This window comes from Nitratireductor sp. GISD-1A_MAKvit (genome assembly GCF_040819555.1).
GTDB lineage: Bacteria > Pseudomonadota > Alphaproteobacteria > Rhizobiales > Rhizobiaceae > Nitratireductor.
In genome coordinates this window covers 351,057-371,123 of sequence record NZ_CP161920.1, presented here as the reverse complement: position 1 = coordinate 371,123, position 20,067 = coordinate 351,057, and the positions used below count along the sequence as shown (strand labels likewise).

General features: G+C 59.5%; 21 protein-coding genes and 4 pseudogenes. 16 read left to right on the top strand and 9 right to left on the bottom strand.

The window, feature by feature from the left end:
• Window positions 1-2 precede the first annotated feature (2 nt).
• The 3 genes and pseudogenes from AB2N04_RS02985 (at window position 3) to AB2N04_RS02975 (ending at window position 2,084) form a co-directional block, all read left to right on the top strand.
• A pseudogene (locus AB2N04_RS02985) lies at window positions 3-1,137 on the top strand (murein transglycosylase A).
• 33 nt (window positions 1,138-1,170) lie between these two features.
• A complete protein-coding gene (locus AB2N04_RS02980) occupies window positions 1,171-1,707 on the top strand; it encodes a Smr/MutS family protein (protein WP_367716933.1) in 537 nt (178 codons plus the stop codon).
• Complete coding sequence (locus AB2N04_RS02975) at window positions 1,704-2,084, top strand: helix-turn-helix domain-containing protein (protein ID WP_367716932.1); 381 nt, start codon at window positions 1,704-1,706, stop codon at window positions 2,082-2,084. The genes AB2N04_RS02980 and AB2N04_RS02975 overlap by 4 nt, the downstream gene beginning before the upstream one ends.
• Window positions 2,085-2,112: 28 nt before the next feature.
• Here the strand turns inward: AB2N04_RS02975 and AB2N04_RS02970 are convergent, their stop codons facing one another.
• The 4 genes from AB2N04_RS02970 to hslV all read right to left on the bottom strand — a co-directional run bounded on the left by AB2N04_RS02970 (window position 2,113) and on the right by hslV (window position 5,673).
• A complete protein-coding gene (locus AB2N04_RS02970; RefSeq protein WP_367716930.1) occupies window positions 2,113-3,090 on the bottom strand; it encodes a DUF1402 family protein in 978 nt (325 codons plus the stop codon).
• Window positions 3,091-3,288: 198 nt separating this feature from the next.
• On the bottom strand, window positions 3,289-4,599 hold the full coding sequence (gene hslU, locus AB2N04_RS02965) for an ATP-dependent protease ATPase subunit HslU (RefSeq protein WP_367716929.1): 1,311 nt from the start codon (window positions 4,597-4,599) through the stop codon (window positions 3,289-3,291).
• Window positions 4,596-5,135: a GNAT family N-acetyltransferase gene (locus AB2N04_RS02960; RefSeq protein WP_367716927.1), complete on the bottom strand. Its 540-nt coding sequence runs from the start codon at window positions 5,133-5,135 to the stop codon at window positions 4,596-4,598. The genes hslU and AB2N04_RS02960 overlap by 4 nt, the downstream gene beginning before the upstream one ends.
• A complete protein-coding gene (gene hslV / locus AB2N04_RS02955; RefSeq protein WP_367716925.1) occupies window positions 5,125-5,673 on the bottom strand; it encodes an ATP-dependent protease subunit HslV in 549 nt (182 codons plus the stop codon). The genes AB2N04_RS02960 and hslV overlap by 11 nt, the downstream gene beginning before the upstream one ends.
• Window positions 5,674-5,839: 166 nt before the next feature.
• Between hslV and hisB the strand changes: the two genes are divergently transcribed.
• From hisB to hisA, 5 genes and pseudogenes are all read left to right on the top strand, one after another.
• The gene (hisB, locus tag AB2N04_RS02950; RefSeq protein ID WP_367716924.1) at window positions 5,840-6,448 is read left to right on the top strand and encodes an imidazoleglycerol-phosphate dehydratase HisB; all 609 of its coding nucleotides are present in this window, start codon (window positions 5,840-5,842) and stop codon (window positions 6,446-6,448) included.
• Window positions 6,449-6,452: 4 nt separating this feature from the next.
• Window positions 6,453-6,719, top strand: a pseudogene (locus AB2N04_RS02945) (DUF2628 domain-containing protein); the annotation flags it as partial.
• Between the two features lie 225 nt (window positions 6,720-6,944).
• Window positions 6,945-7,595: an imidazole glycerol phosphate synthase subunit HisH gene (gene hisH, locus AB2N04_RS02940; RefSeq protein WP_367718721.1), complete on the top strand. Its 651-nt coding sequence runs from the start codon at window positions 6,945-6,947 to the stop codon at window positions 7,593-7,595.
• A gap of 616 nt (window positions 7,596-8,211) precedes the next feature.
• Window positions 8,212-8,502 (top strand): DUF1330 domain-containing protein, encoded by a 291-nt coding sequence (locus AB2N04_RS02935; RefSeq protein WP_367716922.1) that lies wholly within the window; start codon window positions 8,212-8,214, stop codon window positions 8,500-8,502.
• A 3-nt stretch (window positions 8,503-8,505) separates the two neighbouring features.
• Window positions 8,506-9,238, top strand: a pseudogene (gene hisA / locus AB2N04_RS02930) (1-(5-phosphoribosyl)-5-[(5-phosphoribosylamino)methylideneamino]imidazole-4-carboxamide isomerase).
• A gap of 164 nt (window positions 9,239-9,402) precedes the next feature.
• Here hisA and AB2N04_RS02925 read toward each other — a convergent pair.
• Window positions 9,403-10,149: a DUF3800 domain-containing protein gene (locus AB2N04_RS02925; RefSeq protein ID WP_367716920.1), complete on the bottom strand. Its 747-nt coding sequence runs from the start codon at window positions 10,147-10,149 to the stop codon at window positions 9,403-9,405.
• Window positions 10,150-10,193: 44 nt separating this feature from the next.
• Between AB2N04_RS02925 and hisF the strand changes: the two genes are divergently transcribed.
• The 3 genes from hisF to coaA are packed head-to-tail and all read left to right on the top strand — an operon-like array spanning window position 10,194 to window position 12,327.
• Window positions 10,194-10,994 (top strand): imidazole glycerol phosphate synthase subunit HisF, encoded by an 801-nt coding sequence (gene hisF / locus AB2N04_RS02920; protein WP_367716918.1) that lies wholly within the window; start codon window positions 10,194-10,196, stop codon window positions 10,992-10,994.
• On the top strand, window positions 10,991-11,311 hold the full coding sequence (locus AB2N04_RS02915) for a phosphoribosyl-ATP diphosphatase (protein ID WP_367716917.1): 321 nt from the start codon (window positions 10,991-10,993) through the stop codon (window positions 11,309-11,311). The genes hisF and AB2N04_RS02915 overlap by 4 nt, the downstream gene beginning before the upstream one ends.
• 56 nt (window positions 11,312-11,367) lie before the next feature.
• Window positions 11,368-12,327, top strand: a complete 960-nt coding sequence (gene coaA, locus AB2N04_RS02910; protein ID WP_367718720.1) for a type I pantothenate kinase — start codon at window positions 11,368-11,370, stop codon at window positions 12,325-12,327.
• Here coaA and AB2N04_RS02905 read toward each other — a convergent pair.
• The 4 genes and pseudogenes from AB2N04_RS02905 to AB2N04_RS02890 all read right to left on the bottom strand — a co-directional run bounded on the left by AB2N04_RS02905 (window position 12,314) and on the right by AB2N04_RS02890 (window position 15,764).
• Window positions 12,314-12,928: an alpha-ketoglutarate-dependent dioxygenase AlkB gene (locus tag AB2N04_RS02905; RefSeq protein WP_367716915.1), complete on the bottom strand. Its 615-nt coding sequence runs from the start codon at window positions 12,926-12,928 to the stop codon at window positions 12,314-12,316. The two genes, coaA and AB2N04_RS02905, sit on opposite strands and share 14 nt — an antisense overlap.
• Before the next feature lie 166 nt (window positions 12,929-13,094).
• A complete protein-coding gene (lysM, locus tag AB2N04_RS02900) occupies window positions 13,095-13,550 on the bottom strand; it encodes a peptidoglycan-binding protein LysM (RefSeq protein ID WP_367716914.1) in 456 nt (151 codons plus the stop codon).
• 79 nt (window positions 13,551-13,629) lie between these two features.
• Window positions 13,630-14,064: an alternative ribosome rescue aminoacyl-tRNA hydrolase ArfB gene (gene arfB, locus AB2N04_RS02895; RefSeq protein ID WP_367716912.1), complete on the bottom strand. Its 435-nt coding sequence runs from the start codon at window positions 14,062-14,064 to the stop codon at window positions 13,630-13,632.
• 88 nt (window positions 14,065-14,152) lie between these two features.
• Window positions 14,153-15,764, bottom strand: a pseudogene (locus tag AB2N04_RS02890) (phosphoenolpyruvate carboxykinase).
• Window positions 15,765-16,063: 299 nt separating this feature from the next.
• Between AB2N04_RS02890 and AB2N04_RS02885 the strand changes: the two are divergent.
• The 5 genes from AB2N04_RS02885 (at window position 16,064) to AB2N04_RS02865 (ending at window position 20,021) form a co-directional block, all read left to right on the top strand.
• The gene (locus AB2N04_RS02885; protein ID WP_367716910.1) at window positions 16,064-16,765 is read left to right on the top strand and encodes a response regulator transcription factor; all 702 of its coding nucleotides are present in this window, start codon (window positions 16,064-16,066) and stop codon (window positions 16,763-16,765) included.
• Window positions 16,766-16,817: 52 nt separating this feature from the next.
• Window positions 16,818-18,590 (top strand): stimulus-sensing domain-containing protein, encoded by a 1,773-nt coding sequence (locus AB2N04_RS02880; protein ID WP_367716909.1) that lies wholly within the window; start codon window positions 16,818-16,820, stop codon window positions 18,588-18,590.
• 6 nt (window positions 18,591-18,596) lie between these two features.
• Complete coding sequence (locus tag AB2N04_RS02875) at window positions 18,597-19,055, top strand: HPr kinase/phosphorylase (protein ID WP_367716908.1); 459 nt, start codon at window positions 18,597-18,599, stop codon at window positions 19,053-19,055.
• A gap of 247 nt (window positions 19,056-19,302) precedes the next feature.
• On the top strand, window positions 19,303-19,704 hold the full coding sequence (locus AB2N04_RS02870; protein ID WP_367716906.1) for a PTS sugar transporter subunit IIA: 402 nt from the start codon (window positions 19,303-19,305) through the stop codon (window positions 19,702-19,704).
• Complete coding sequence (locus AB2N04_RS02865; protein ID WP_367716905.1) at window positions 19,701-20,021, top strand: HPr family phosphocarrier protein; 321 nt, start codon at window positions 19,701-19,703, stop codon at window positions 20,019-20,021. The genes AB2N04_RS02870 and AB2N04_RS02865 overlap by 4 nt, the downstream gene beginning before the upstream one ends.
• Window positions 20,022-20,067 lie beyond the last annotated feature (46 nt).

The window sequence follows — 20,067 nt, the reverse complement described above, 5'->3', positions numbered from 1 at the left end:
CCTTGCCTGGCGGTGCGTCGCACGTTGCCGCGCAGCCAGCGGCGCTATCGCCTGTCTTCGAGCGGGTTTCGTTTCGCGAGGTTTCCGGCTGGCATAACGATACACTTCTTGATGCCTTTCATGCCTTTTCGCGCTCGGCACGACGTGCTGCGCTGAAACCCTATCGCACCGGTGCTCTGGGGATCGGATTTTCTGCCTTCGCACAGGCCCATGAGGCGGCGCTGGCGATGTCAGACGTCGATGAACCGACGGCCCGCGCTTTCTTCGAAGAACATTTCATTCCTTTTCGCATCCGGGCCGAAGGCGGGGGTCCGGGCTTTGTCACCGGTTATTATGAGCCGGAGGTGGAAGCCTCGCGCGAAAAAACCGAACGTTTTTGCGTGCCGCTCTACAGTCGTCCCGACGATCTGGTGGATGTGAATGACGAAAACCGGCCGGCAGGGCTCGATCCGTATTTCGCCTTTGCTCGCGAGACCGAGGCGGGCCCTGGTTGAGTATCACGACCGCGAAGCGATCGACCGTGGAGCTCTGAGGGACCGGGACCTGGAACTTGTCTGGCTCGACAACAGGGTCGATGCCTATTTCATACATGTTCAGGGCGCGGCGCGGCTGCGCCTTGCGGACGGCTCCGCCATGCGAATTACCTATGCCGCGAAGTCGGGTCACCATTTCACCGGCGCGGGAAAGGTCCTGATAGAACGTGGCGAGATTTCATCTGAAGCCGTCACGATGCAGAGCATTCGCGCCTGGTTTTCAGAAAATCCGGAGCGCATTGACGAGATCCTCTGGAAGAATCGCTCCTTTATCTTTTTCCGGGAAACCGAACCGGGAGACCCCGATCTCGGCCCAATCGCTGCGGCCAAGGTGCAGCTTGCTCCTGGCCGCTCCATTGCTGTTGACCGGCTCCTGCATACGTTTGGCACCCCCTTCTTCATTTCTGCGCCCGAACTCCAGTCGGTCGATGGTCACCCGTTCCGCCGCCTGATGATCGCGCAGGACACGGGTTCGGCAATCATGGGGCAGGCACGTGCGGATCTGTTTATCGGCTGTGGTTGCGCCGCTGGTGAAATCGCCGGTGCAATCCGCCACAGGGCGGACTTTCATGCGCTTGTTCCCAGAGTGCTCGTGGGAGGCTGAACATTGCCTGACCGCACTTCAAACAAACTCAGTATGGAAGATCGCATCCTGTGGAACCGCGTTGCGCGCACGACGGAACCGTTGCAGGGGAAGGTGCTGGAGGAACCGGCCGAACCCGATGACGACACGATGGCAGAGCTGACGCGCCTGGTGGCGAAGGACACGAAGCTCCGCGATCCCACACCGGCCGCAGCCAGCCCGCGTCCCGCGCCTGCCCGTGCGCATCCCACCCGCGCCATCGACAGGCCGACCCATAACAAGCTTGCACGTGGTCGGTTGATGCTTGAGGGACGGGTGGATCTGCACGGACTGACGCAGTCGGAGGCCCACAGCCTGCTCCTTTCATTTCTGAACCGCGCTCATGCCGATGGGATGCGCCATGTTCTTGTCATCACCGGCAAGGGAGCCTCCTTCGGCAGCGACGGTGTCCTGCGTCGTGCCTTGCCGCGCTGGCTCGCCACTCCTCCATTTGCCGGAATTGTAAGCGGGATCGATGAAGCAAGCCGCCGCCATGGCGGCGGCGGCGCGTTTTACATCAGGCTGAAACGCAGCCACAGGAGTGGCATGTGACCCCGCTTGGCGAAAAGATACGGCAGCTCCGCCGCGCGCGGGGTATCAGCCAGAAGGAAATGGCAGCTTCCATAGGGGTGAGCGCGGCCTATCTCTCCTCGCTGGAGCATGGCAAGGCCAGCCCGCCCAACTGGGCGATGATCCAGAAGATCATCGGCTTTTTCAATGTGATCTGGGATGAGGCCGATGAGATGCAGCGCATTGCCGAACTCTCTCATCCGCGGGTGGTTGTCGACACGGCACGGCTAGCTCCGCAGGCAACCGAACTCGCCAATCTTCTGGCAGCGCATATCGGTGCAATGCGCGATGAGGACATCGACGCGCTCCTGGTTCAGCTGAAATCGTTGGTGGGCGACCGTTCAACGCAAGAGCAATGACTGGAAGACCGAGAACGACGCCCGGTTGTCACGAATCCTGGAAGAGGGCTTCGAGTTCATCGAGTTTTTCGTTCACCAGCCACCCGTAGTAATTTTCTTCCGGTAGCCGAACCGCTTTGCCCTTGGCACGGCGGAGGCGGTTTTCTGCGGCAAGCCGCGCTGCGCGTGCTTCCGGATTTCCCAGATTGTAGAGTGTGGCGGTGATACCGGGATTTTTCGAAATGTCGAAATCCGCAATCTGACGGTAGGCGGAGATGGATTTCTTCAGGGTCGCAGCAATATAGGCAAGCGACTTATCGGGATCCATGATGGTCTGATAGACCTGCTGCGGGTTTTGATGGCTGATCCGGGGCAAACCCGATGTCTGGTGCACAAGATCGGTCATCTTCAGCGCCGTTAGCGGATTGAGCTGCCCGATGCCGAAGGTCTGACCGGCATAAAAGGGTTGAAAGAAGACGGCTCCGAAACGGTCGTTCGGCCACTTCTTTCCGTCTACGGTTTTTCCCCGAAACGTCTTGTCCCAGATCGCTTCCCGGCAGGACCAGGCGTCGTAGCTGCCTTTTTCCTTCTGGCATTTGGCGAATTGGGGCCGTTCGACAAACTGCCCCACGGTTTCACCGCCATGGGAGAAGGAAAAGTCGCTTTTCAGATAGGATACGGCCTTCACGTAATAGGTCTGAAGGCGATCATAGGCATCCACATTATAGGTGTGTTCACCAACGATCGCTCCAACCATGTGAACGGGGTCGAGCTTGTAACGTGCCGATATGGAGCGGATCTTGGAAACCAGCGCCGTGTCGTTTTTCAACAACCGGTATACTTTCTGGTATTTGGCTTCGTAAGTGGTGCGGGCGGATTTGGTTCTTTTCGCGGAAACGCCGGGCACCGGGGGCTGGGTGGCATTGCGGTTTCCCTCCGGCACCAATGTGGCTGCCGCGGCCGGAAAAAAGCCCATCGCGGCAATGCCAAGGCAAATGCCGATTGCCCATCGAACCCGTGGTGCCATTCGCGCTGCCTGCGCCTCCAAGCCATTTCATTTTCGCTTTGAATGGCGCGCAAGTTAGGCAAAGGCCGGTAGCAAGTCGAGCGTGATTTGCAGCCATGACCATAACGCGATGCAACCGCGGCAGAGATGTCACACCTAAAGACACCAAAAGATTGCCCCCGTCGGCAGGGCGCCGACGGGGCCATTTCGGTCCGCAGGTTACAGGATGAAGCGTGAGAGATCGGTATTCTTTGCCAGATCTCCGACATTCTCGTCGACATAGTCGGCGTTGATCTCGACTGACGTGCCGGAACGATCGGGCGCTCCGAAGGAGATGTCATCGAGAACCCGCTCCATGACGGTCTGCAACCGGCGCGCTCCGATGTTCTCGACGCTCGCGTTGAGATCGACGGCGATGGCCGCCAGCCGGTCGATGGCGTCGTCGGTGAACTCCAGCGCCACACCTTCCGTTTCCATCAGCGCGACATACTGCTTGATGAGGCTTGCCTCGGTCTCCGTCAGAATGCGGCGGAAATCCTCTTTCTCGAGCGCTCGCAGTTCAACGCGGATCGGCAGACGGCCCTGAAGCTCGGGCAAAAGATCCGACGGCTTGGAAACATGGAAGGCACCCGAAGCGATGAAGAGAATATGATCGGTCTTTACCGGTCCGTATTTCGTTGCAACGGTGGTGCCTTCCACCAGCGGAAGCAGGTCGCGCTGCACGCCTTCGCGTGAAACGCCGGCCCCCACGCCGCCCTCGCGGGTGGCGATCTTGTCGATCTCGTCGAGAAAGACGATGCCATCGTTCTGCGCCGATTCCAAAGCCCGCTGGGTCACCTCGTCCTGATCGAGAAGCTTGTCGGACTCGTCGGCGATCAGGAGTTCGTAGGATTCCTTCACCGTTGTCTTGCGCTTTTTGGTCTGCTGGCCGCCCATGGCTTTCTGAAGCATGTCGTTGATGTTCAGAACGCCGATATTGGCACCGGGCATTCCGGGCAGCTCGAAACCGGGCATGCCGCCGCCGGAATCGGAAACCTCAACCTCGATTTCCTTGTTATCCAGCTCGCCACTGCGCAGTTTCTTGCGGAAACTGTCCTTGGTGGCGGGGCTGGCCGTCTTTCCCACCAGCGCTTCAAGAACCCGTTCCTCGGCGTTCATATGCGCCCGCGCCTTGACGTTTTCGCGCATCTTCTCGCGTGTCAGGCCGATAGCGACCTCGACCAGATCGCGGATGATCTGCTCAACATCGCGTCCCACATAGCCGACCTCGGTGAATTTCGTTGCCTCAACCTTCACGAAGGGCGCGCCGGCGAGTTTGGCCAGGCGTCTGGAAATCTCGGTCTTGCCGACACCGGTCGGCCCGATCATGAGAATGTTCTTCGGCATCACCTCCTCGCGCAGCTTCGGTTCAAGCTGCTGACGGCGCCAGCGATTGCGCAGCGCAATTGCGACAGCGCGCTTGGCGTCCTTCTGGCCGATGATGTAGCGATCGAGTTCGGAGACGATCTCGCGCGGGGAAAATGTGGTCATGTGTTCGTCTCGTTGTTCTTGTCGTATTGCATGATGAGCACGCCCTCGGTGCGACCCTCAAGATGGGGGATCGGGCGGAAGCCCGCCTTCTGGTAGGCGCGCACGGCGCGGTGGTTTTCCGGATCCGGGTCGATGACGATGTTGGTATATCCCTCGCCCAGAAGCCGGTGGACCATCTGCTTCGCGGCCCGACTGCCAATACCCTTTGAGAGAAGCGTCTCTTCTCCGATTGTCAGGTCCACTCCGACGGCATCATCAGGAAGCTCGGCAACCCAGGGGTTTTTACTGAGAATGTCGTCGCCACGGTTGTCCGCAATAAACCAGTACTGGATATAGCCGACGGGACGCCCCTCGTAGAGGATGATGAAGGGCCTTGTCGTATCCCGCCCTTCCACCATGTCGCGAATGTAACCCATTTCCTTTTCCGGCTCGCCCCACCATTGCTGCACATGCGGCCGGTAGAGCCAGTCAAGCAGGAGCGGATAGTGCCCGGCCGTGACCGGGGCGAATTCGATCTGGCCCGGATCACCCGGCATCGAGCGTTTCCACCACGACATTGTCATTGGTGTAGATACAGATGGATGCTGCGATCTCCATTGCCTTGCGGGCGATTTCCTCAGCATCCTTGTCCGTGTCTGCGAGCGCCCGCGCTGCTGCAAGCGCGTAATTGCCGCCCGAACCGATGGCCATGATGCCCTGCTCCGGTTCCAGAACATCGCCATTGCCTGTCAGCGCCAGGGTGATGTTCCTGTCGGCAACCAGCATCATCGCTTCGAGCCGGCGCAGATAGCGGTCGGTGCGCCAGTCCTTGGCCAGCTCGACACAGGCGCGCATCAGCTGCTCGGGATATTGTTCCAGCTTGGCTTCAAGCCGCTCCAGAAGGGTGAAGGCATCGGCCGTCGCTCCGGCAAAGCCGGCAATCACATTGCCCTTGCCGATGCGGCGCACCTTGCGGGCATTCCCTTTCATCACGGTGTTGCCCAGGCTGACCTGCCCGTCCCCGGCAATCACCACCGTGCCGCCTTTGCGCACCGTGACGATTGTCGTGGCGTGCATGGATTTTTCGTCGCTCATCGCACACTCCTTTTCGCACCGCCCGGAAAGGCACGGCGCCGTCAGAGCGAATATGTAAGTTGAACAGCGTGGAATGCAAACGTGGAGGCGAGATTGGCAAGGGAGCTTGGCGCTGCCCGAACATGCTGCTAGAAGGCAGCCTTCCTGCAGGGCAAAGGGAAACACCATGACTTCCAGCAAGTCGCGCACCGGCGAAATCAGCCGCAAGACCAACGAAACCTCCATTTCCGTCAAGGTGGATATCGATGGCGAGGGGCGCTTTGAGATGGCCACCGGCGTCGGCTTTTTCGATCACATGCTGGAGCAGCTTTCCCGCCATTCCCTGATTGACATGACGGTCAAGGCTGAGGGCGATCTGCACATTGACGATCACCACACGGTAGAGGATTGCGGCATCGCGCTGGGCAAGGCCATTTCCGATGCACTCGGCGAGCGGCGCGGCATCACCCGATATGCTTCGCTGGACCTTGCAATGGATGAATGTTTGACGCGCGCCGCCGTCGATGTCTCTGGACGCCCGTTTCTTGTCTGGGACGTGAATTTTCCCTCCCAGAAGATCGGCACCTTCGATACCGAACTCGTGCGTGAGTTTTTCCAGGCTCTCGCGCAGAATGCCGGCATCACCCTGCATGTGACCAACCATTACGGCGCCAACAGTCATCACATTGCAGAGACCTGCTTCAAGGCGGTGGCGCGTGTGTTACGCACGGCCTGCGAGGCCGATCCGCGCCAGGGCAACGCGGTGCCCTCCACCAAGGGCAGCCTGAAGGGATAGGCCGATGGCAAGCTATGTGGTGATGGAACCGCCAGCGGGCGATCCGGAACAGACAATCCTCATTCGAGACGGGTTTGCTCTTCTGGCCTTCATCATGCCGTTTCTGTGGTTTCTCTGGCATCGGATGTGGCTGGAGGCGCTGGCTGCCCTCGCCGCAGCGCTTGTCACCGGCGCTCTGGGTACAATCGAAGGCTGGTCCGTTCCCGCCACCGTGGCGTCGCTTTGCCTGTCTCTCTTCTTCGCTCTCGAAGCCCGCAATCTGCGAGTGGCCATGCTCTCCCGGCGTGGCTGGCGTGAATGGGGCGTGGTCGATGCGGCAAGCCGTGACGAGGCAGAGACCCGCTACATGACCGGTTCGTTGCAAGATGAGCCCGGCCCCCCAGGAGATGCGCCAACCCCTGCCCTCTCTGAAAATCCGCTCTCGACAAAAATTCCCGCAGGTCATTCCAGCGGACCGGCTCTCGGCCCTCTTCACCTATCCTGGAGCGCGTTGACCATGAAGGTTGCGATCATCGACTACGGTTCGGGCAATCTGCGCTCGGCCGCGAAAGCCTTCGAGCGTGCTGCGCGTGAAAACGGCATCTCAGCCGAGCTTTCCGTGACGGCGGACGCCGATGCCGTCCGCACCGCCGACCGCATCGTTCTACCGGGTGTCGGTGCCTATGCGGACTGCCGGCGGGGGCTCGATGCGGTGCCGGGCATGGTCGAGGCGATCACGGATGTCGCCATCCATCAGGCGCGCCCCTTTCTCGGCATTTGCGTTGGCATGCAGCTCATGAGCGAACGCGGGCTGGAAAAGACGGTGACGGACGGACTCGGCTGGATCGCCGGAGACGTGGTCGAGATGACCCCGTCCCATCCGAAACTGAAGATCCCGCAAATCGGCTGGAACACGATTCACGTGAAACATTCGCACCCGATCTTTGAGGGAATCCCCACCGGAGCCGACGGCTTGCACGCCTATTTCGTGCATTCCTATCACTTCGCCGCGCGCAACGACGCCGAGATTCTCGCCACCGCAGACTATGGCGGGCCGATCACCGCAACGGTCGCGCGGGACAATCTGGTGGGCACGCAGTTCCACCCGGAAAAGAGCCAGGCGCTCGGCCTGGCCCTGATCGCAAACTTCCTGCGCTGGAGGCCTTAGAAACCCGGTAGCATCGGTTCCGAGCTTGCCTGTTTCTGCAAGCGCATGAAGCGAGGCTGGTGCTTCTCGAATCTATCCTTAATTGGTTGATTCGGAAGCAGGCGTCGGAACACCTTGACCGCAGCTTCTCTACTGCCTGGGCATTCTATCTCTTCCCATACCTCGTATAGGCGCCGCGGGTCGACGTCGAAGCGTGCTTGAATGTCTCTTAGCTTCCAGCCGCAAGCCCTCAATACCCAGGATTTTACGGCGTCGGTATGTGTTAACTTAGCATGAGCCATCGCTCTTCTCCTTGGGAGGAAAATGCGGATGCCGGCCAAAGGAAGGAAGTTGACTGAGATTCAGCGATATGATTTGAAACTCCAGTAGGAAATATCCTATCGCCCTCGGCATCCAATTCGTTGCGGGCTTCAAAAAGCCGGGCCGGAATCCCGGCTTTTTGTATTTGGCGAATCGAGTCTTACGTAGGGAGCGTGAGGGAGTCCAGATTGGTTTAATGCAGATTAACAGCCGCTTATGCTTTTGGGGATAAGTGGCCGAATGAGAATTTCAGCATCTATTCAAGACGAACACCGCTGGATTCTCATTTCTCATTCTGAATTCCTTCCAAAAGTGCATGAACAAAAAAGGCTACTGGATCGCGCAGGTCGAGATCGCCGATTTCGACGGCTACCGAAACTATATCGAAGCCAATGCGGCCGCCTTCCAGAAGTACGGCGCAAAATTTCTGGTGCGTGGCGGGCAGTCCGTCGCGCCGGAAGAACCCGCCGGCGACCGCCAGGTGGTCATCGAATTCTCATCCTATGAGCAGGCGCTCGCCTGTTACCACTCGCCGGAATATCAACATGCCATCACGTTCCGTAAACCCGTTTCCAAAGCCAGGCTCAGCATCATCGAGGGCGTCTGACACATGATCCTTTTTCCCGCCATCGACCTGAAAGACGGCCAGTGCGTTCGGCTCAAGCTGGGCGATATGGATGAGGCGACGGTCTACAACACCGACCCCGCCGCACAGGCTATCTCCTTCGAGGAACAGGGTTTTGAATGGCTTCATGTGGTCGACCTGAACGGCGCTTTTGCTGGGTCAAGTGTGAATGGCGATGCCGTTGAGGCGATCCTGAAAGCGACGAAAAACCCGGTGCAGCTTGGCGGTGGCATCCGCACGCTGGCCCACATCGAAACATGGCTCGAAAAGGGCCTTTCGCGCGTGATCCTCGGCACCGTGGCGGTGCGCGATCCCGATCTGGTGAAGGAAGCCTGCAAGGCGTTTCCGGGCAAGGTCGCCGTTGGCATCGATGCACGGGGCGGCAAGGTTGCCGTGGAAGGCTGGGCTGAAACCTCCGATCTTTCAGCCATCGAACTTGCGCGCCGTTTCGAGGGCGCGGGCGTCGCCGCCATCATCTATACGGACATCGACCGGGACGGCGTTCTGACCGGCATCAACTGGGAATCGACCATCGAGCTTGCCGATGCCGTTTCCATCCCCGTGATCGCCTCGGGCGGCCCTCGCCTCCATCGCCGATATCGTGCGCATGACCATGCCCGACGCAGCAAAGCTCGAAGGCGCGATCTCCGGCCGCGCGCTCTATGACGGGCGGATTGATCCGGCGGAGGCGCTGAGAATTCTGCAGAAGAACGGATAGAAGCCATTTTCCCAGAAAAAAGAGTCACTTGCTTTGATTTTCATAAGCGATTGGAATCGCTTCTGTTTTCTTGACATTTTTTAGCGATGCCCTATATTAATGCCAAATGGATTGGGGTTTCCCGGTCGGCGTCGGGCCTTGGAGTAATCCGAGGCCCTTCGCTTTTATGGCACGATGATGCCCTGGCTCGGTCGACTGTAACGTCGACCTCGATAGAGTTTGCCGCGGATTAGTTCAAACGCCCGGTTTGTCTGATTTTTCCTGAAAACGCTTAATCCAATCGGGCGCGCTGTCAGATCGGCGATCTGCATTCCCGTCGAATTGGCCTTTTTGTCGCAAAAGACAATCTCAAATCGGTCCAATGGTAGGGAAAGATCGTTCTGGCCAGACACGATCCGGCGAAACTCGAGCTCCAGTTCTCCGTCTTCCTTGGCGCCGCGCTTTTCGAAAATGAAGTAGGTTCGCTTGCCAAATTGTCCATTTCGTTTCAGAAAACCGCACACATGCTGGAGACAGATGCGAAGGGAGATGGCGTAGGGATTCTCGGGAAAGAGATCCAGCTTCAGGTCCGGCTTGTAAATCACGGTGCTGAAGATTTTGAACCGCGCATTGGTGAGGCAGTCGGAAAGGTCGTCCAGAAAATTTTCCCTGACAACACGGTCGGTCAATATCCGGAAAGCGCCATTCTGTTTGCGGATGTCGTGCTCGTGAAGAATGATTGCATCGTGCCCGAAGTATCGGAATTTCAGGGCCTGAAACCGAGGGACGATGCGGCTGCAATAGGTGGTTTTCTTGAAACCACAAAGGGATAAAGAAAATACGGGATAGGATGGATCGATGGATCTAAGGGAGTGATCGCCACTCTCATCGGCATAGAATACATATTCGCTGTCAACAGATCGAGAATCCATCTGACAAGACTAATGGAACTTAAAGTTGTGTGCAAAGTGAACAAATGACCCTCAAAGCCCGCGTCATTCCTTGTCTCGATGTGAAGGACGGCCGTGTCGTCAAGGGTGTCAATTTCGTCGACCTGATCGACGCCGGGGATCCGGTGGAAGCGGCGAAAGCCTATGATGCTGCCGGGGCAGACGAACTCTGCTTCCTCGACATCACCGCCTCCAGCGACAACCGCGAGACGATCTTCGATGTGGTGGCGCGCACCGCCGAGCAGTGCTTCATGCCGCTCACCGTGGGCGGCGGCGTGCGCGAGGTTTCCGACATTCGCAAGCTTCTGCTTGCCGGTGCCGACAAGGTTTCGATCAACACGGCGGCGGTGAAGGACCCCGAACTCGTGGCCCGCGCGGCGGACAAGTTCGGCGATCAGTGCATCGTCGTGGCGATCGACGCCAAGCAGGTGTCGGGCGAAGGCGAACCGCTGCGCTGGGAAATCTTCACCCATGGCGGGCGCACGCCAACCGGCATCGATGCCGTGGAATTTGCCCGCAAGGTGGTGGAACTGGGTGCAGGTGAAATCCTGCTGACCTCCATGGACCGTGACGGCACCAAGGCCGGCTACAATATCCCGCTCACACGCGCCGTGGCCGATGCGGTTCGCGCTCCGGTCATCGCTTCGGGCGGCGTCGGCACGCTCGATCACCTGGTCGAAGGCGTGCGCGACGGCCACGCGAGCGCCGTGCTGGCCGCCTCGATCTTTCATTTTGGCACCTACACGATCGGCGAGGCCAAGGCGCATATGGCTGCCGCCGGTATCCCCATGCGGCTAGACCCCGCACAGACCCCGGAGCAGGCATGAGCCAGTTCGACCTCACCCGTCTCGAAGCGATCATTGCGGAGCGCGCGCGCTCGGGAGACGAAAATTCGTGGACGGCGAAACTGTTCTCGAAAGGCACGTCGAAGGCCGCACAAAAGCTTGGAGAAGAAGCTGTCGAAACAGTGATCGCTGCCGTCTCACACGACAGGCAGGAGCTCATTTCCGAAAGCGCGGATCTTCTTTATCATTGGCTTGTGGTTCTGGCGCTGGAAGGCGTTTCGCTTGAGGAAGTGCTTTGCGAGCTCGAACGCCGCACCGCGCGCTCGGGCGTTGAGGAGAAGGCATCCCGAACGGAGTGAGCCACAGTCAGGGATCATTGTCAGCCATGGCGGCGAAGAAGGGGCCCGCAAACTTCATGGACCAGCTTGTTTCAGGGGAGAAATACTCCCCCTATCGCATTTTTACGGCGGAGAAATGGGCGAAGTTTCGCGCCGATACCCCGCTCACCCTGACCGAGGATGAGGTGCGTCGTCTTCGGTCGCTGAACGACCCGGTCGATCTGGAAGAGGTGCGCCGGATCTATCTCTCCATGTCGCGGCTTCTTTCAGCCCATGTGGAAGCCACACAATTGCTGTTCCGCCAGAGACAGGCCTTTTTTGACAGTCAGGATGCGGAGAAATCCCCCTTCATCATAGGCATCGCCGGTTCGGTGGCGGTCGGCAAGTCGACAACAGCGCGTGTTCTGCAGGAACTTCTCGCCCGCTGGCCTTCCAGCCCGAAAGTGGATCTGGTGACAACGGATGGCTTTCTCTATCCCAATGAGATTCTGCGGCGTGACAACCTGATGGAACGCAAGGGGTTTCCAGAAAGCTACGACCTCGGTGCGGTCCTGCGGTTTCTTTCCGCCATCAAGGCCGGTCTGCCAAATGTTCAGGCGCCGCTCTACTCGCATCTTACCTATGACGTTTTGCCGGGCGAATTCCGCACCATCGACCGTCCTGACATTCTGATCTTCGAGGGCATCAATGTCCTGCAGACGCGCGACCTGCCGCAGGATGGTACAGCGGTGCCGGTTGTGTCGGATTTCTTCGATTTCTCGATCTATATCGACGCACCGGAAGACCTCATCCATCAATGGTATGTCGATCGCTTCATGCGGCTGCGCGAAACGGCCTTCCAGAATCCGGAATCCTTTTTCCATCGCTATGCGGGACTCAAACCCAATGCAGCGCTCGCCATCGCCGAGCAGCTCTGGGAGAACATCAATCTGAAGAACCTGCGCGAAAACATCCTGCCGACCAGGCCGCGCGCGGATCTGATCCTGCGCAAGGGTGCCAATCATCTGACCGAGGAGGTTGCGCTCAGGAAGCTGTGACGCGGCGCAGGGTCAGATTGATACGGCCGGGCGCCGAAAGCAGTGTCGAGGTGCCCGGATAAATGCGGTCGACGCCGTGAAAGGCGAGCCGCCCTGCCCCGCCGAGCACGACAACATCGCCGGACTGAAGCTTGACGGAAACGGTCCTGTCGCCGCGTTTTGTGCCGCCGACGCGAAAGAGGCACGTGTCGCCAAGCGATACGGACACCACCGGTGCTGCGAAGGCCTCTTCATCGCGATCCTGATGCAGACCCATCTTCGCCCCCTCGGCATAATGGTTTACGAGGCAGGCCTCCGGCGGGGCAGGAAAGCCGGCCACCTCTTGCCAGAGAGAAAGCAGCGGTGCCGGGATGGCAGGCCATGGCTTGCCCGTGACGGGATGGGTCTCCTGATAGCGGTACCCGCGCTCCCTGTCCGTGACCCAGCCAAGTTTGCCGCAATTGGTCATGCGCACGCTCATTTCTCTGCCGGTGCGCGGCATGGCGGGCACAAAAAGCGGAGCCTCCCGCACCACCGCGCGAATGTCTTCCACCAGCGCCTCCTGCGCGGCGCGGTCGAGATATTCGGGCAGATGGGTCACACCTTCGGTGAGCGTCGGCATGCGATCTCCTTGCATCCAGTACGGTGCATGAGGCGCCGTTGCATTGATGGAGCGCGTGGTTCGACAGGCTCACCCGCCGGCAGCCTCGCGCGGGAAGCTTACACCCCTAAAAAAGAAAACGGCGACCCGAAAGCCGCCGTCTCCTGTCATGTCATGACAGACGCGATTACGCCTCGGCGAGATCGGGAATACGCAGCACCTGACCGGGATAGATCTTGTCCGGGTCGTCGAGCATTGGCTTGTTGGCCTCGAAGATGACGGTGTACTTCGCACCCTTGCCCTTGCCGTAATTGGCTTCGGCGATCTTCCATAGATTGTCGCCCTTTTTCACGGTGTAGAAGACCGGTGCCTTGGCTTCGCTTGCCGCCACCTTCAATTCGCCAGCCTCCACCTTGGAAATGCCAAGCGTGTTGCCGACAGCCACAACCGCCTTCTCGAAAGCGGACTGGTCGGCCACCTCACCCTTGAGAACGACCTTGTCACCTTCAACGACCACATCGACCTTGTCGGTCCCGAGCTTGTGGGAATCGAGTTCCTTCTTCAGTTCATCCGCTGCCGGCGGCTCCTCGTCCACCACGCCCAGCTTCTTGCCGACGGATTTGACGAAATCGAAAATGCCCATGGATCGGTCTCCAATTAGAATTGCTATATATTTGACGTGTAACGGTTGTGGATTTCAACTGCAAATCAGTTCGGCAGTATCAGTCAAAGCTAACCTTGCCGCGCATTTTCTTGATCGATGAACGACCGGCCTTCGCTTTCAGCCGACGTTCGATCGCCGAGCGGGAGGGCCTTGTCTTTTTGCGCGGCCGGGGTGGTGGCTCGGCGGCGCGGGTCAAAAGCTCGATGAGCCGGTCGCGCGCATCGGCGCGATTCAGTTCCTGTGTGCGGTAGCGGCCAGCCTCGATGACGATCTCGCCTTCCTTGGTGGCCCGGCTTCCGGCAAGCTCAAGGACCTTCTCACGCACACGCTGCGGCAGGCCGCGTGCTGACCTTGCGTTGAAACGCAGCTGCACGGCGGTTGCCACCTTGTTGACGTTCTGACCGCCGGGACCGGAGGAACGGATGAACTGTTCCTGCAACTCGTCCTCGAAAACGGTCACGCCATTCCTGATATTGAGGTCGCCCTCGGCCATCGCTCCTGTCCACTCAAATGAAAAGGCCCGGTCTCAGCGACCGGGCCTGAACATGCGCATTCAGTTCATGTGTTGCAAGTGTGCCGCGCTATTCGGCGGCTTGCGCCATCTGTGGCGCTGCTTCACGCACGGTGGCATCCACATGGGTTTCGAACTTCTCGAAATTGTCGATGAACATGCCGACGAGACGGCGGGCCTGAGCGTCATAGGCGGCCTTGTCGGCCCAGGTGGAGCGTGGATCGAGAACCCCACTATCGATGCCTGTCACTGCCACCGGAACGGCAAAACCGAAATGCGGGTCCGTGCGGAACTCGGCATCATTGAGCTCACCACTCAAGGCCGCGTTGAGCAGGCCACGCGTAACCTTGATGGGCATGCGGTTGCCGACACCATAGGCGCCCCCGGTCCAGCCCGTGTTGACCAACCAGCAGTCGACACCGTGACGGGCGATCAGGTCGCGCAGCAGATTCCCGTATTCCGAGGGATGGCGCGGCATGAACGGCGCGCCGAAGCAGGTGGAGAACGTTGCTTCCGGCTCGGTCACACCCTTCTCCGTGCCGGCCACCTTGGCGGTGTAGCCCGAAAGGAAGTGATACATGGCCTGAGCCGGTGTGAGTTTTGCGATGGGCGGCAGAACTCCGAAGGCATCTGCCGTCAACATGATGATGTTGCTCGGATGACCGCTCCGCCCTGTCTCGCTTGCATTCGGAATGAAATGCAGCGGATAGGCGCAGCGGGTGTTTTCCGTCAGGCTGCCATCGTCGAAATCCGGCCGGCGCTGCTCATCCAGAATGACATTTTCGAGAACCGTACCGAAGCGTTTCGTCGTGGCGAAGATTTCCGGTTCGGCTTCTTCGGAAAGGCGGATCGTCTTGGCGTAGCATCCGCCTTCAAAATTGAAGAGCCCTGCCTCGCCCCAGCCATGTTCGTCGTCGCCGATTAAGGTGCGCGACGGGTCGGCGGAGAGCGTGGTCTTCCCCGTGCCCGAAAGACCAAAGAACACGGCGGCATCGCCATCCGGCCCGACATTGGCCGAGCAATGCATCGGCATCACGCCTTTTGCCGGCAGCATGTAGTTGAGCGCGGTAAAGACCGACTTCTTCATCTCGCCTGCATAGGAGGTGCCGCCGATCAGCACGATTTTGCGCGTCAGGTCGACGGCGATGACGGTTTCTGTGCGGCAGCCATGGCGCGATGGGTCGGCACGGAAAGACGGCAGGTCGATGATCGTCATTTCCGGCACGAAGGCGGAAAGCTCTTCCACTTCCGGTCGCAGCAGGAGATTGCGGATAAACAGCGAGTGCCATGCATATTCGGTCACGACCCGCACGGGCAGGCTGTTTTCGGGGTCCGCCCCGCCAACGAGATCCTGTACGAAAAGGTCGCGATCAGCCGCATGCGCGATGAAATCGGCATGAAGCGCCTCGAAGTGTTCGGATGTCATGGGCTTGTTGTTGTCCCACCACACGGCATCTTCGGTGTCGGCGGTGCGAACGACGAACTTGTCCCTGGCGGAGCGGCCCCGTGTGCTGGCCGGTCTCGGCCACCAGAGCGCCATCGGCCGTGAGTTTCGCCTCACCGCGACAGAGCGCCTGCTCATAAAGCGCAGCCGGCTGAAAATTGTAATGGACGGTGCCCGTCGTTTTCAGACCATTGCCATCGATCCCGCAAGCCGGGTTGCGCATGCCGGTTTCGTTCATCGTAACCACCAGATTTCCCTTGAGATGCCTGTCCGCGCAGGCGATCCAAGCTGAAAACACAAATAAGCGTGGCATATCAAACCATTAATCGATTTAAATTTTTTAAAATCGTTTAAATCGTTTAAAAAGGTGTGGAATCTGTCGGGATTTACCCCATCTGCGTCCCCGGGAGGGGCGTGAGAAAGCGCCGGTGTGACACCGGCTGCAATCTATGCCACATTTTGTACCCAATTTGTCCTGCATCTGCACAGCCGATCAATGCAGATAGGGACGACATGCCCATGAGGGAGCCGCTTGATATGGCAACAATCGCGCTTGTCGATGACGACCGCAACATTCTCACCTCCGTTTCCATTGCATTGGAGTCGGAAGGCTATCGGGTCGAAACCTATACGGACGGCGTTTCGGCGTTGGAGGGACTTGGTGCCCGCCCGCCCAACCTCGCAATTCTCGACATCAAGATGCCGCGTATGGACGGCATGGAGCTTCTTCGGCGTCTGCGCCAGAAGAGTGATGTCCCGGTGATCTTCCTGACCTCCAAGGACGATGAAATAGACGAGCTTTTCGGCCTCAAGATGGGCGCTGATGATTTCGTGCGGAAGCCCTTTTCGCAAAGGTTGCTGGTGGAGCGCGTTCGTGCCGTGCTTCGCCGGGCCAGCGCGCGGGAGACCACCGCAAAGGTCCCCGGCAAGCAGTCGCAGTCGCTCGAGCGCGGCCAATTGGTGATGGATCAGGAACGGCATACCTGCACCTGGAAAGGGCAGCCGGTCACCCTGACCGTGACCGAGTTTCTGATCCTGCATTCGCTGGCCCAGCGTCCGGGCGTGGTGAAGAGCCGCGATGCCCTGATGGATTCGGCCTATGACGAGCAGGTCTATGTGGATGACCGCACGATCGACAGCCACATCAAGCGCCTGAGGAAGAAGTTCAAGTCGGTTGACCGCGAGTTCGACATGATCGAAACGCTTTATGGCGTAGGCTATCGCTTCCGAGAGATATAGGGTCGACCCCGGTGTCCGGCTGCGCCAAAAGCGCCGGGGCAAGACAGTGGCGATGAGTGCAGGAACCCAACAGACGGACCGGCGGTCGACCAAGACCGCGCGACCGGCGAGCCCGGCCTTTCTCGGTCGGCTGGCGGTGCCCCTGCGCCGTCTGTTCGGGCACTATGTCTTTTCGAGCCTGACGCGGCGTATTCTTTTCCTCAACCTTGCTGGTCTCGGCGTGCTTGTTGTTGGCGTTCTCTATCTGAATGAATTCCGCGAAGAGCTGATCAGCGCCCGCGTGGAAAGCCTGATGACACAGGGCGAGATCATCGCCGGCGCCATCGCCAGTTCGGCCGAGGTGGAGACCGACTCCATCCTCGTGGACCCCGACAAGCTGCTCGAGCTTCAGGCCGGCCAGAGCCTTCCACCGCGCGGCGATCAGCTGGAGAGCCTGGATTTCCCAATCAATCCCGAGCGGGTCGCCCCTCTTTTGCGAAGATTGATCCCGCAGACCCGGACGCGGGCCCGTATATATGATCCCGACGCCAATCTGCTGCTCGATTCGCAGTATCTGGGTCAGGTGTTGCGCTATGAGCTGCCTTCGATCGAAGATGAGGATGCGAGCGTTGTCGATCAGGTCTGGCAGCGTCTGCAGGAGCTTTTCCGTCGCCGGGACCTGCCGGTCTACAGGGAGCAGCCGGGCGGCAGCGGTGTGGCCTATCCGGAGGTGATGAAGGCTCTTACGGGCACCACGAACTATGTCGTGCGCGTGAGCGAACGCGGCGAACAGATTGTCTCTGTGGCCGTGCCCGTCCAGCGTTTTCGTGCCGTGCTGGGCGTGCTTCTCCTGTCGACCCAGGGCGGTGACATCGACAAGATCGTGGCGGCCGAGCGCAAGGCGATCCTGCGCGTTTTCGCCGTCGCGGCGCTGGTGACCGCAATTCTCTCCCTGCTTCTGGCTTCAACCATCGCAAATCCACTGCGGCGCCTTTCCGCTGCGGCTGTGCGGGTGCGTCGGGGTGCGCGCACGCGTGAGGAGATCCCGGATTTTTCTCACCGTCAGGACGAAATCGGCAATCTGTCCGCAGCCTTGCGCGACATGACAAAGGCACTCTACGCGCGCATCGACGCCATTGAGAGTTTTGCCGCGGATGTTGCGCATGAGCTGAAAAACCCGCTGACCTCACTCGGCAGTGCGGTGGAAACACTGCCACTGGCCAAGAACGAGCAATCACGCGAGCGGCTGCTGGAAATCATCCAGCACGATGTGCGCCGCCTCGATCGCCTGATCAGCGACATCTCCGATGCCTCGCGGCTGGATGCAGAGCTTTCGCGTGAGGATGCCGGACGGGTCGATCTCAAGCAGTTCGCTGGCGATCTGGTGCGCGCGACCCGTGAAGCGGGCTCCAGCAAAAAGCCGGTCGAGATCACATTCTCGACAGACGAGGAGCAGGGTAATGAAACCGACTATCGCATCCAGGGCCACGATTTGCGCCTTGGGCAGGTCATTACCAATCTCATCGAGAACGCACGTTCCTTCGTGCCGGAAAAGGACGGCCGGATTGATGTGCGCCTTTCGCGTGTCGGCAAGCGGGTCATTCTTGCGGTGGAAGATAACGGGCCCGGCATACGCGTGGAGAACATCGAAAGGATATTCGAACGCTTCTACACCGACCGTCCGGCAGGGGAAGCCTTCGGCCAGAATTCCGGCCTTGGCCTTTCAATCAGCCGACAGATCGTAGAGGCTCACGGCGGGACCCTGACCGCCGAGAATATTGCCGGTGCAAAACCGGGCGAGTTCAAGGGCGCACGCTTCGTCGTGGCTCTTCCGGCCGAAAGCTGATCTGCCATGCACAATCGGCACGCCACCGCAATCGTCGTCGCCGGGCACGGCATATTGATCGAGGGTGCATCGGGCAGCGGCAAGACCATGCTGGCCTTCGAGGCGCTGGCCTTTTTCAGGGCGGCTGGCATCTTTGCCTGCTTTGTGTCCGACGATCAGGTTTATCTCTCGGCCCGCAATGGCCGGCTTTTGGTGCGGACACCCGAACCGATTGCCGGCCTTGCCGAGGCGCGCGGACTGGGCCCGGCGCGGCTGGACCACATGCCCGCCGCCGTCATCGATCTCGCCATACGTCTTGTCGATGAAGACCAGGCACCACGCTTTCGCGAAGAGGCGGAGATCGTCCATGAAGGCATTGCGATACCGTGCATGGTATTGCCGCAACGGCAGGCACGAAGGGCGGTCCACGCCCTGGCCGCAATCCTTCAATTGCCACCTTTCGGACCGGCTTTCGCCTCTGTTTGAACTTTATTTAGGCGACTCGCCTTACATTTGGGCTTGTCAACGGCCTGTGCGTTGACAAGATAGCGCTCTTGCTGCGTGGCGGGACGAGACTGGGGCGTCTTGGTTTCCGTCGAAGCGAGGGTGGACCGGAAAGGTTCGAACGCTAAGTGAAGAAAAACCGGATCAGCGGGCATGACCGCAAAGCCAGTGGATGGAGTAAACGCGTGACAGGTTCGAGCGCAAGACCAAGCAGTCGGATGATGCGCCGATGATCGGGCTCGTCTTGGTGACGCATGGCCAGCTGGCCGAGGAATTCCGCCACGCCGTGGAGCATGTGGTCGGCCATCAGGAAAATCTTGAAACGGTCTCCATCGGCGCCGAAGACGATATGGAGCAGCGCCGCCGCGATATTGTCGATGCGGTCGCCAAAGCCGACACCGGCGCGGGCGTGATCATCCTTACCGACATGTTCGGTGGCACGCCATCGAACCTCGCCATCTCCGTGATGGATGCGGGCCGTGTCGAGGTGATCGCAGGGGTGAACCTGCCCATGCTCATCAAGCTTTCTTCCGCACGTGCCAATGACGACATGGCGCAGGCTCTGGAAGAGGCGCAGGCGGCAGGCCGCAAATACATCAATGTTGCAAGCCAGGTGCTGAGCGGAAAATGACCGAGGCACAGACCAACGAAATCTCTGCGCAGGCCTCCTCCCCGGAGGGGCTGACACGCGAATTCAGTATCGTCAATCAGCGTGGTCTTCATGCGCGGGCTTCCGCCAAGTTCGTGCAGACGGTGGAAAGCCACGACGCCGATGTCGAGGTGGAAAAGGACGGCATCACCGTTGGTGGGACCTCGATCATGGGGCTGATGATGCTCGCGGCGAGCCCGGGATGCAGGATCCGCGTCAGCGCCAGCGGTCCGGAGGCCGAAGCATTGCTTGATGCCCTGCAGGCGCTGGTCGCCGATCGTTTCGGCGAGGAGTGTTGAGGCGCGCGAAGCTTCACACATGCACGAATAAAGATTTCTTTATGTC